Origin of the sequence: Endozoicomonas sp. ISHI1, assembly GCF_024606225.1 — a bacterium.
GTDB lineage: Bacteria > Pseudomonadota > Gammaproteobacteria > Pseudomonadales > Endozoicomonadaceae > Endozoicomonas_A.
Map to the genome: position 1 here is coordinate 233,445 of NZ_JAGRPU010000001.1, position 12,874 is coordinate 246,318.

The 12,874-nt window shown below is 47.8% G+C and carries 7 protein-coding genes; 3 read left to right on the top strand and 4 right to left on the bottom strand.

The window, feature by feature from the left end; translation table 11 throughout:
* The first annotated feature begins 323 nt into the window (after nt 1-323).
* On the top strand, nt 324-3,512 hold the full coding sequence (locus tag KBW69_RS00850) for a CHY zinc finger protein (protein ID WP_257279563.1): 3,189 nt from the start codon (nt 324-326) through the stop codon (nt 3,510-3,512).
* A 62-nt stretch (nt 3,513-3,574) separates the two neighbouring features.
* Here the strand turns inward: KBW69_RS00850 and KBW69_RS00855 are convergent, their stop codons facing one another.
* Nucleotides 3,575-4,150, bottom strand: a complete 576-nt coding sequence (locus KBW69_RS00855; protein WP_257274176.1) for a cyclin-dependent kinase inhibitor 3 family protein — start codon at nt 4,148-4,150, stop codon at nt 3,575-3,577.
* Nucleotides 4,151-4,442: 292 nt separating this feature from the next.
* Nucleotides 4,443-6,461: an alkyl/aryl-sulfatase gene (locus KBW69_RS00860; protein ID WP_257279564.1), complete on the bottom strand. Its 2,019-nt coding sequence runs from the start codon at nt 6,459-6,461 to the stop codon at nt 4,443-4,445.
* A 109-nt stretch (nt 6,462-6,570) separates the two neighbouring features.
* Between KBW69_RS00860 and KBW69_RS00865 the strand changes: the two genes are divergently transcribed.
* Entirely contained in the window at nt 6,571-7,470 is a 900-nt protein-coding gene (locus KBW69_RS00865) for a LysR family transcriptional regulator (protein ID WP_257279565.1), read from the top strand.
* 269 nt (nt 7,471-7,739) lie between these two features.
* On the opposite strand, the gene KBW69_RS00870 is transcribed toward KBW69_RS00865, so the two are convergent.
* A complete protein-coding gene (locus KBW69_RS00870; protein WP_257279566.1) occupies nt 7,740-9,074 on the bottom strand; it encodes an HlyD family type I secretion periplasmic adaptor subunit in 1,335 nt (444 codons plus the stop codon).
* The gene (locus KBW69_RS00875; protein WP_257279567.1) at nt 9,071-11,161 is read right to left on the bottom strand and encodes a type I secretion system permease/ATPase; all 2,091 of its coding nucleotides are present in this window, start codon (nt 11,159-11,161) and stop codon (nt 9,071-9,073) included. Before KBW69_RS00875 ends, KBW69_RS00870 begins: the two co-directional genes overlap by 4 nt.
* Before the next feature lie 368 nt (nt 11,162-11,529).
* On the opposite strand from KBW69_RS00875, the gene KBW69_RS00880 reads away from it, so the two are divergent.
* Nucleotides 11,530-12,870, top strand: a complete 1,341-nt coding sequence (locus KBW69_RS00880) for a TolC family outer membrane protein (RefSeq protein WP_257274387.1) — start codon at nt 11,530-11,532, stop codon at nt 12,868-12,870.
* The last annotated feature ends 4 nt before the right edge of the window (nt 12,871-12,874 follow it).

A 12,874-nucleotide genomic window follows, 5' to 3' on the forward strand; every position in this document is an offset into this window, starting at 1 on the left:
CTCCATCAGACTGGTCATTGAGCCTGACTATTGTTGTTTAACCACTGAAAGTGTTCTATCCCAATTTATCAATACCACCCAGCTATGTAAAAACCAAACACTGCCAGTTTCATCTCATTTACTGTGGCAAAGAGAAAGTGACCCATATAGCAATTCAGAAATTCTTGGCTATCCTGTGTTTCTATTGCGAATAACAAGAATGCCCAATGATGTTCCTTTACTTTTCCAGGGCAGAAAGTCAGCACAGATTGTTCTGGCGCTTTTCTGTTGGACAAATAGCCCCTTGTTAATAATATTGGCAAGAGTGATTTAGCGAGATTTAAATGCATTTTTACCGCTTATTCACAGCATTTGTTGTTTCTCTGCTAGCAACGGCGATTGTGCCACTATGTTACCCCTCAACCTTCATTGAACGGCATAGTCCCGATGGCCAAATGGTTCAGGTTGAAATCAATGATGGCACAGATCCCCGGGGTGTGAGTCAGTGGCAAGTGAGCTTGCTGCTTCCGGAAGGTTTCAATGACCAAAACAACATCCTCTGCTTTAAGGCGCCTTTGGTGTCAGCAGACTCGAACAGTATCGCAATATTAGTCACGAATAACCTGAGCGACTACTGCTATCAACTAGTGATAGTGAACAGAACACAACCCCCCGCTTTCCAAAAAAGCTCTAAAAATGGCACACTTGCTCGCTTGAAATCCATGACGGCGGACAGACCGGAACTGGCTTCCCTAACCACCCATCAACTCCTGAACAGCAAAATTCATACTACTCCACTCACTCTTCTGGCCTACTCCGACAAAATGACGGGCAATCGGCTGGAAACCCGGCAAACCCGGAATAATACACTGACATTGACAGGAGACAAGCTCGCTACCAACGCCGATTTTCCCGGAAGCGGCAACGGCGGCTTCTTCTACTCATCTCACCCTCCCCCCCGGGGAGGAAGAGGTGGCGGGCTATCGGGATTATTCGAAATCGACCTGATTGTTCTGAAACCCGTCGTCTCATGGCTGATGTCCATAGGAAAGGACTCTACCTCGTTTGAGGAACAGCTGTCCCCGGCGCGTTTAAAAATGACACGCGTTAACGCCGATGGCTCATCCGGTGAAGCCGTTATACCCGTTGGTTGGCTTGATTTCCTGAATATTGAGCAACTGACCGATGCTGATTTCTGGAACTCCCTCTTCCAGCGTGCCGCCACTTCTTGCCCAGCCAGCGAAAACCTTCAATGGCAGCTTGGCTGTTTAAAACTGTTTCTTGAACGTACAGCTTTGAAGACACATCATGGGGGTCGATTAAAGACAGGTATCGGGGATGGAGAACCTTCTGGCAGGGTACCAGACAAAGAACCAAAGGACGAAAATAACGATCATCAAAAAGAGCAAAGAGATAAACCTGAAGATCAGGAGAGCAGATCACCGGGAGAACACAACGATGGCACTGGAGATGGGAATAACAGAAAAGACGACAATGGAGATAATGGAGAGGAGAGTGAAAAAAATGCGTCGACTCAAGACCTTCTGGAACTTGCGAACCAGCTTATTGCCACCATTGAAAGCGGTTCATCCAGAGCCGTTTTTAAGCTGAGGCAAATACTGGATGAGCTAGACATGCCTCAGCGTTTGCAGGTTCTGGAAACAGTGGGCACGAACAGCAGGGGTAATCCTGTCACTCCTATTGAGGCGGTGTTGCAACTGCAGCGTTCTTTCAAAGAGAATTCATCACGTAACCGGTTTATCGAGCAGCTGATAGAAGCCACAAGCGATAAAACACGGACTTTGAATGACCTTGACATGCTGTCACTCCAACCGATGCCACCCGATCGGGTACTGCCCCAAGCTGACAACAACCTGAGGATTTTGTATAAAATTCTTCTGGACATAATCCATGGGGCCAATCAATATGACCAACAGCCACCCATAGGACAATTTGAAAAATGTTGCTTTACTGAGTTCTTCGCTCATTTGTTCCTGATCTATTCAAACCCACTTGAACTTATTCGTAATCTTTTGGGGGAAATATCAGATTTAGCGACAAGGCATGATGTTATGATTAATGAACAATCATTGACATTTCCTACCTGTTTCCTGGATACCTTTATACAATTTCACCAACACCCATCTTTTCATGAATTAAAACATTTCGTAAATAAACTGTTAACTCAGGTGCCTGCTCCAGATCATTCACTTCTCGTTGACCAACCTTATTCCCAACCATCTTTGTCTGTTCAAACAAGACAGATCCACGGACTGCCTTCAGATGCCTCAGTGATAACTCCGGGAAGTTCATGTAATGCTGGCAGCAGCCCCGACAACCATGAACCTCAACATTTGAATCACGATTTGGGGAAGTTAGAACGTGCTGTAAATGGGCATCTCAGCCATGAAACAGTAAATGCACTGAAAAGAATCGCTCAGCAAAAAGAAGAGAAAAAAAGACAACAGTTACAAAAAATTGAAAGACAAATGATAGAAAGGCGGCGGACAGGACGTGCTGTAAATGAGCACCTCAGTCTTGAAAAAGTCTATGCGCTAAAAAAAATCTCTGAGAAAAAAAGAGAGAAAAGAAGACAACTGATACAACAAATTGAAAGACAGCAGATTGAAAGACAGCAGACAGAAAAGCAACAGATTGAAGAGTTAACTACAAAGTTTCAAGGGTTAAGATCAGAGAATCATGATTTACGGAGTCGCGTGAACTGTTTGCAAGCTGACAACGAACGCTTGGAAGAACGACTTCAAATAGCGAAGGATGAGCATAGTCAACAATCGGTAATCGATATGCCCCATCCGGCACCTCGACAAATGGCAGCGGCCAGCCTGGCGATGCGGAGCAATCACGCAGAGGATTCTGCTCCTTGCCAGCAATCGAGCACCTGCGATGAGCAGGCAAGCGGGTCGAATGAGCATTTACAAGGACCATCGCGGCAGGAAAGCAAAGCGCCATTCTGCAACCATTACCAACGGTTTTGCTCTGTCGGTTTTGCTTGCTGCGAAGGGTATTTCCCTTGCCATAAATGTCATAACGAAAACAAACAATCTCTATGTAAAGCTGAACTGAAGGCGTGGAATGCAATACGGCTTAAGTGTTCTTTATGTGGATATGAGGGAGATATTACGGAAAACTCTCAGACATGCCCAGCATGCCAGAAGCAAATGTCGCAATATTACTGCGCAAAATGCAAACACTTCGCCTCAACAGCCAACAACCCCTTTCACTGCGACAAATGCGGCATTTGTCGAATATACGCAGATAAAGCCTTTCACTGTGATGGTTGCGGTGCCTGTCTGACTATAAACCTGAAGGGTAATCACAAATGCCTTGAAAACGCTGGCTCCGATGAGTGCTTTATCTGCCTGGAAGACACTTTCTGCGGTTGCAGGATATTGCTCTGCTGCTCCCACGTGATTCATGAGGAATGCGCCGTTGTAATGCTTCAACATGAGATTAGAACCTGCCTTGTTTGCAAGCGCCCTTTATATAGCCAGATAGTTGAAAACCATGAATAACCGTCTGACCTGGTTTAATAGTCGCCGCTGATGAGCCCTTTGGGTATGCTGCGCCGGAGGCATCATTCAAACTTACCTTCTTGAGTGCTGATGAGGTGATTAGCTGAGGGCATGGATCGCAAGTAATCTTCCTGTTCTTTGGTCTCTATGGCTCCGGTTCGGGCTTCTCGCACTTTTGAAATAGCCTCATCAGATGAGGCACCATAGGCCATTAGCAGTCTGGCAACCAGCAGTCCCGTTCGTCCCAACCCTCCACGACAATGAACTAATACTTTCTCGCCCTGATCCAGGTAACGATAGATCGTGTTAACTGACTGTTTCCAATGCTCTTCAAACCGGACATCGGGAATGGAGAAATCTTTTATCGGCAAATGCAGCCACTTTATCCCTGCATTGTTGACTTCATTTTCAAGCTCATTGATACCCAGGATTTGAAATTCATGTTCTTCAATCAGAGAAATCACCAGCACTGCACCCCATTTTTTTATAGCTGCAATGTCTGTGGCCAGATCCCGGCTCTGGTCCTCTCCAAACACTGACTGCCTCTTTATACCGGGTGCAGCGGTCATGCCCAGAATTCCCCCTCCGGGAATAGAGACGGTATCAATGAGTAAAGGATGTGACTGTGATGTTGGCATTCAAGTGATTTCCGGTCTGTCTTCTGAGTTGATGATTGATTTTCCCACATATTCGGGAAGCATACATTGATGACTCAATACCTGATACCGCTTAATCCTGTTCTTTGAGCCAATTAAATTTATAATCGGCTCATGCATATTCTGACAGCGCTTGAACACTCATTCTGTTAACTCTTGAACACTTTTTACTGCTCTCGTCCGCAAACCCTTTGTTGGTATAAATATCGGAACCTGACAAGGTTGAGATGACTCCTGTTGTTCATCTCAACCAAAAAATCATTCAAAAAAGTAATTAGCTGGCAGGCATTGGAATGATCTCAAACATTCCGTCAAAGTCATCCAGAGTTGCTGACAGCTTTTCTATTAGCTCCACGTTGCCTTTGATCTCAGCATCACCGGACTTCAGTAGAGCTTTCAGGGAAGTTTGACCCAGCGCCATTTTTGTCAGGTCAGTTTTTTGAATGACCAGTTCAACATCCGTTTCCGGCAGTGTTTCAACTTCTATATTACTCATATTGGCGTTTGAAACCTCACCAAAGAAACGCTGCTCCAAGTCTGGGTGATAAAGGCCAAAACTAAAGTCTAAACCCGCCTGCTCCGCTTTTTCGGCATTCAGACGAACCGCCAGAAAGTCGAGAAACATGCCTGTTGGCGTATTAGCAATAACGTCTGCAGAGGCTAGCTTAATGGATGGTTTGATCTCTCCGGTTCTTAACTCCACTGCACCTTGCAAGTAGGAATTGCGCCACGCCATGGTTTCTGACTGATAACCCTGTTGCTCAAAGCTGTCAGCCAGTGCATAGCGATAATCCAGGTTATCAGGGTGACACTGCACCAGATCATTGAACAGCTGGGATGCTGCTTGATATTGCCCGTTATTGAAGTGTGAAACTCCCGCACCATAGAGTGTCTCTGAACCCGCAGCCTTGACATAAACACATGACTTGTCTCTGGTTTCCAGCGGGTTGGTGTTTACCGGGTTCATATCGTGATAACCAAGATATAAATTGACTACCGCACGGGCGTTATGACTGTACGAACCGTGGTAGCCATTGGTGTGCCAGGTCTGTTTTTGATCCTCTGGCACCAGCTTCTCAATTTCACGACCTACGTCGTTAATAGTGGTGCCATGGTTAGCCAGACGCATGGCCTGATTGTGAATAAAGCCATAGTTATCCCGTTGCAGAGTCATATACTCGGCAATTTCGTTATTTTCAGTGGCCGGATCATTCCAGACCGGTGCTGAGTGTGCAGCGTGAATACTGTCAACCATTCCGGAATCCACAAAACGCATTTTCAGTTCAGTCAGATACTTGGTCCAGACCAGTGCATCACGAACTTTTGCTCCCCGGAAGGTGTAGATGTTATGCATACCGTCATAAGTAAGCTCAGCGGTATTGAGTGAGCGGTATTGCGGAACATAGAGCACCATTTCCGCAGGTGCTTCAGCGCCCGGCATATTTATGGCGTGAAACTCCAGGCCATCAATATTGATCACTTTTTCACGTGACGTAATTTCTGTCGTAGGCGCCACAAGAGTGACCTCGCCCCTTGACGTACCCAACCCCAGAGCATTGTCAACGATGCCTTTGGTACTATTGGTTAACGTTGTTCCGTACTGATAGTTTGCCCGGCGGCCCATAGCAGTGCCAGCGATGACGTTTTCGTCAGCCAGCTCTTTGATGAAATCTTTTGGCGCGTAGATTTGCGCAGCTTCGTCGAAGTTGCCGGACTCATAAACCCCCCTGGAACCACCAAAGTGATCAGCATGCATATGGGAGTAGATCATCCCGGTAATTTTATGCTCTCCATTGATTTCAGGCAGGTGTTTTTTGGCAAAATCCCAGGCAGCTGCGGCTGTCTCCCGGGACAACAGCGGATCATGAATGACATAGCCGTTTTCAGAACGATAAATGGTCATATTGGATAGATCAGCCCCACGAATCTGATAGATACCATCCGTCACCTGATACAAGCCACCCGCCGTATAATTCAGCATACCCTGACGCCATATAGACGGATTGACCGTGGCAGGTATTTCGTCAATCGACATATCCGTCATGTACTGAAAACGATTTTTCAGCTCTCCCGCAGCATGATTGCCAAATTCTGCGATCAGCCCTTTGCGGGTACGATCAAAAGCGGAGACATCTTTCCATGGCAGGTTTTTTGCCAGGTTCTGGTTTGCTCGTTGAGTATGGGCAGTGGCAGGTTTGCCCTGATAGTCCTCGAGGCTGGTATATTCAGCACTTGCATTAAACGAAGCAAGAATAGCAAGGGTAATGGCTGAGAGAGTCTGTGTCGGTTTCATAGTGGTCCTTATTCACGGTTGAACTGAAGACCCGATCACTTTAATGGCTTAATTCATAATGATATATTTAGTATTTTTTAGTTTAATCATCACTACTGGTTATATGTTGATGAAAGCATCAAAGTTCGATCTTAATCTCCTGCGAGTTTTTCTGGCGGTCTATCGCTATCAATCAATCACAGTGGCGGCTGAGGTTATGGAGTTAACCCAACCCGGCGTGAGTGGCGCAATAAAGAGAATGCAAAACCAATTGGGAGATACTCTGTTTGTCCGTGATGGCCGAGGCATTGCGCCAACGGATTTTGCCCACGAAATAGCCCGCCAGATTGAGCCCGCCCTGGAAACTATAAACAATACTCTCAGTGATATGCAGGGACTCAGCCATCACGGAAAGCGCCGGTTCGTCGTGTATACCCCTGAGCCCGTGATGCTGGTAATGCTCCCCAGGATTGAAGCAGACTTAACATTGGAAAACCGGGAAATAGTGCTTTACCCAACACCGACCAATGAGGAAGAGTTACTTGATAAGCTCAATCTGCGGCAAGCGGATTTAGCAATAGATTTTGCTCATGTCTCTACCTTATCTTATTTTACCCAGCCTTTGTTTACTGACCAGATCTGCCTGATTGCCAGCCGATCCCATCCCAGAATCCAGGGAAGCATTACGGCTGAGCAGTTTTATCAGGAAAAACATATAACTTTGAAACTGAGGCGTGAAAATAAATTTGTCGCAGACTCTTTTACGGAAGAGCCCCTGCAACCAAGAAAGGTTATGGCTGAATGCGACTCCCTGCTTGCGTTAATGGCTCTGGTAGCCAGTAGTGAAAGTATTGGCACTATGAGCAGCAGTCTGGCGAAGATATTTTCTCAACAATTTGGTTTACAGGTCATGAAAATACCGTTTCGCTCTTTGCCCATTAACTACAAATTGCTAGCCCATAGCCGGGTGCGCAATAGCAAAACCAACTGCTGGTTGCGTAGCAAAATTCTGTCTTATGTCACAGAGTGAAGGGGTTAATAGACCTGGGCGGGCAAATCATTTTTTCTCATTATCAACATTATCATCCACCTTTCACCACCCCTGTCAGTAATACACAGACTCGTAAAAAATGCCCATCTCGCTGTTGGGTTCTGGCAGGGCTTTAATAGAAAGGTTGCAAATGGGTGAAAATATCATAAGTCTCCCCCTGTTTGGTTTGGTCGCCTGTGGCTTATCGGCACTTCGATTAGCTGGAAAGAAAGCTCAAAACGTACCCAACCACCTGATTCAGTTTCGTTTCATTGTATGGCTTTCAGAACTGGTGCCATCACATAATTCATGACGGTTCTCCTCCCGGTAAGCACATCGACTACGGCTGTCATACCTGGCAGAACAGGCCACTGATCTTCAGTGGTGGGTAACTTTACCCTGATCCGGTAATAAGGCTGCCCCCGATCATCTTCCAGTGTGTCCGCACTGATCGATTCCAATGTTCCCTTAAGACTTCCGTAGGAAGCATTTTCATAAGCCGTCAGTTTCACCTGGGCATTCTGACCTGATCTCAGAAAAGCAATATCGGATGGTTTCACCTGAGCTTCAACCACCAGACTGTCCCCTTCAGGAACAATTTCAATCAACGTGGCACCGGGTTGAATAACACTGCCCGGCGTATTCACATGAACCACTTTTATCAGCCCACTGACTGGGGCTGAAAGCGATGTTCTGTGGACTTTGTCCTTGAGCCCCACCTGCCCTTCAGTCAATCTTCCCAAACGCTCGCGAGCCGACTGCAGTTCCTTTTGGACATCTGCCCGGTAGCGCACAGCTGTGCTTCTGTAGCGACTGCGAGCTTCACTCAAAGCGGATGCCAGTCTGGGCTCCATCAATTTTGCACTCTCCAGCTCACCTTTCAATTCATTGGCTCGACGCTGCAGCCCCAGAATATCAACCTGAGTGACCAGTCCCTCGCGAGCGAGAGGCTCTTTCAGCTTCAGTTCTTCTTCGATAAGGCTGTCACTACGGCTCAGGGTTTTTATTTTCTGTCGATGCTCTTTCAGCTCCTGACTCTTCTGACTTTCCTGGATAGACAATATATCGAGCTGACTTATAAACGACTCTAATCTCTTATCAAGAATGGCGTTCTGCTGTTCAAGTCTCATCAAGTCAACAGGTTCTGCATCGGATTTATCCGGTAATTCGGATCGAGTAATCTGCCATTGACCTTCCTTCTCGTGGAGTGAATTCAATTCCACTTCAAGTCTCAGAACTTCCCATGCTGTGTCTTCCAGTTCGGTTTCATTCACCATCAGGCTGGACCGGTAACGGGTTTCATCTACCTGCACCAGTGTATCGCCCCTGTTGACATGATCCCCCTCCCTGACCCCTACCCACTTCAATATGCCTCCGTCCAGACTCTGTACCAGCTGCACCCGGCTGTCAGGTACTACCCGACCATAACCGGTGACAACCTCGTCAAGTTCCGCCCAGCATGACCAGAGAATCAGCACAACGAGAAAAGCCAGAAGCATCCAGACAAACCATCGGCTGTAAACAGAAAGATCAAGCAGTCTTGCCTGATCACGGCTTCCGGCTGTTTCTAGCAACCATCTCTGCCAGCGACTTTCTTCCTTCATGACGGCTCAGCCCTGATGTCTTCTCTGGCCTTATCTGAAACCAACCGCCCTCCATCTAGCAGAATAACTCTACTGACCACATCCAAAAGACTGCTTCTATGCGTCATCAATATCAATGTAGTGGTGGCTGGAAGATCAGCAAGAGTCTGACGTATCTGGTCCTCCAGCAGGCTATCCATATGAGCAGTGGGCTCGTCCAGCACCAGCACATCGGGCTTATTCAAAAGAACTCTGGCCAATGCGACAGCTTTACGCTGACCACCAGAGAGCCTCTGTCCACCCTCTCCAACATGGTATTCCAATCCAGCCAGTGACATCCCTGTAAAGGCACCGACTCCAGATGCCTGTGCTGCAAATAATAGAGCTGCTTCTTCAACGTCGTTATGACCCAGAATAATGTTGTCTTTTATCGTGCCATGGAAAAGCCAGGGCTCCTGGGCCAGAAAACCAACTTTCTTCCTCAAGTGGCGAGGATGAATATCATTGATATCAATATCATCTAAGGTGATTCGTCCCTGTTCGGGCGTATAGAGCGCAGCCAGAGTTCTGGCCAGCGTTGACTTGCCGGAACCAGACCGTCCCACAATAGCTACTTTTTCACCTGGTGGAATTTTCAGAGTCAAGTCCACCAGCGCAGGCACTGCAGCTCCCGGATATTTGAAGGACACCTGCTCAAAGCCAATCCTGCCTTCGAGCCGACCCAGATTGCGAAAATGATGGCCGGTCTGTTGTTCATCCGGTTGAGCCATTAATTGCCCGGTGACCCTGTAGGCAGTCTTTGCCTGATGGTAGCGGGTTGCCAATAGAGCCAGTTGCATGAAAGGAGCCATAGCTCTGCCGGTTAACATCATAACCGCTATGAGCGCCCCCAGATTGATCACGCCAATGCCAATGGCATTCACCCCGTAATAGATAACGGCCACTGTCGTCAGCTGCTGTGCACAAAGTGCAACCACCGTTACTGTTCCGGTGATCGTCCGAGTCTTTAACCCCCAGGTGGCCATTTGACCTACAGCCTGCTCCCAACGTTTTTGGAAACGCCACTGTGCGCCCGCCAGCCTCAGAGTTTCCATACCGGTCAGGCTTTCAACCAGATCTCCTTGCTTTCTTGCTGACAAGCGCTCACTCTCTTCTATAGTGCGGCGCAATGCGGGTTGTATCACCAAACTCACCAGAACCATCAACGCAATGGCAACAATGTGTATCCAGACCAGTCCGCCGGCAAGAAGACCAATCACCAGAAGAAAAACCAAAACAAAAGGAATATCCACCACAGCGATAAGGCAGGTGGACGTAAGAAATTCCCTGATGGCGTCAAAGTCCTGAAGCTGTCGGGCGAACGCTCCTGTGGAAGCAGGTTTGGCTGATAACTGCATAGCCATAACCTTGGCATAAATCCGGCTGGCTGTGAGCAGGTCAGACTTTTTGGCAGCCAGATCAATAAACCGGTTTCTCAGGTATCTGCAAGAAAACTCAAAGACAATGACCAACAATATTCCTAATGTCAGAGCATTGAGTGTTCCCATGGCCATACCCGGGATAACCCGGTCATAGACCAGACGAACAAACAGGGGAACGGACAGCGCAAAGAGATTAACCAGCAGTGAAACCAGCAATATCTCCCGATAGATGGCCCTTCCAGCCAGGAGAGCCCCCCAGAGCCAGTGCTCATGCAAAGCGGGTTCCAGGTCCGGTTCCCGATCGTCTCTGATACTGGCAGGACTAAACAAAATAAGAACATCACGGGTGCTTTTCTGAAACTCTTCAACTAAAAAATAGTAAGGTTTTGATGGCTCCGAAGGATTCAGCAGCCTGATCTGGCCATCCTCAACAGCAAGAATAATGATCGGCAAATCCTGCCACCACGCCAGGCAAGGAAGGCTGCCCTTTGGCAGACCCGCTTCGGAAAGGTTTAGTGTTTTTTCATACGTCAGTAGCCCTGCATTTTCAGCCGCTCTTTTAAGCAGATGCTCAGGAATAAATCCATCTTCAAGAGGAAGACCCGATAAAACAACTTCAGGAGAGACCGACCGTTCATAATAGTTTGCCAGCCAGACCAGGCAATTCAGTATGGGATCCCGGCTCATTTCGCTCGCCTTAGTCATGTTCTCAACGACAGTGGAACGCTAAGTTAGAGTAGAGCATGAATATCAGGACCGCCATAATCCATCGAAAGGCCCCACCATTCATGAAGCATTTAAGAAAAAGCAGAGCGGAGGAAAATCACCTACCCTTAAGTAGTTCTAGCAGCCTGTCGGACTTAAGCGTCCGTAGCGAGGATTGCAAGAAATTGAGGATAAAATTTTCTGATTCCGAGGAGAATAGCGAGCTATTTGACGAGGGAGCAGGAATTCTTAGACCAATTTATTGCAACCGCAGTAGGACAGCCTTAAGTCCGACAGGCTGCTAGCTCCATCTGATTTTTTCGCCACCATTCTTTACTGAATTAGCTCACATGAAACTGCCATTTCAACGACGACAGCCGTCAGTGGGTCTGGCTCTTGTCGTGTTTCTCACTCTCAGCCACCAGACCCACGGGCAGAACCTTGAAGAAGTGGTCAGTGTGGCCCTCATCACTAACCCGAAAATGCTACAGGCTTTTCATAAGGTTCAGGAACGCAAACACGATGAAACCGTTGCAAAATCAAGCTATTTCCCCACTCTGGATCTTCATGCCGGTGTCGGTCATGAGCGCACTGACAGCCCGGCAACCCGCAGCGGCGGACCATCCACTGACGAATACCTCAGACGACGGGAAGCCAGTGTTGTACTGCGCCAGATGATTTTCGAAGGTTTCTCAACCCTGAACAATGACCGCAGAACGAAGGCAGCCACTCACTCAGAGCAATACCGCCTCCTGAGTATCGCCTCCGAAATGGCTCTTGATGTGACCCGCTCTTTTCTGACGATCCTCATGCAGCAAAAAGCCCTGAAAATGGCTCATCAGAATCTGGATGCCCATGAAGAGATCTATTACTCGATCTTTAAACGCTCGGAGCATGGCGTTCAGAGCGTAGCCGATTTGAGCCAGATCAGAGGGCGTCTTGCAGTAGCGCATTCCAATGTCATTGCTGCACAGAATAACCTGAACGACGCCCGGATACAGTTTCTGAAACTGGTGGGTATTCAACCAGATAATTTGATCGCACCAGATCCCGATATCAGCCTGATTCCAGAAACACTGGACGACACTTTGAGATTGGCTACAAGGGACTATCCACTCCTGCAGTCAGCCACACTTGACCAAAAGGCTGCCGATCATGAGTACGAGGCCAGCAAAGGACGCTTTTATCCCGAGTTGTCTATCGAAGCGGCTCGTTCCTGGAATTACAACCTTAACGGGATCAAGGGCAGAGACGATGATTACGCCATTATGCTTCACGCCCGATACAACCTGTTCAGTGGTGGCAGAGATACCGGTCAGATGAAGGCAGCCCTGACCCGGCGAGAGGAGGCTGGGGACATTTACTCACAGGCAAGGCTTCAGGTTGAGGAAGAAGTCAGGCTTTCCTGGGAAGCTCGCCAGCAACTCAAAAGACAGCTTCCCAAATTGGAAGAGCACTTTGAGGCCATCAATATGACCGTCAAAGCCTATCGCAGACAGTTTATTCTGGGAGAGCGGACCTTAGTGGATGTCCTGAACGCTGAAAACGAAAAGCTGGAAGCCAACATGGCCTGGAACCGGGCTTTAACCCATGAGCTGGAAGCCAAGTACCGACTACTGCATATCACCGGAAGACTGCTCGACTCACTGAAATTCACTCTGCCCGCAGACTGGGTACCACCCCGGAAGTAACGTC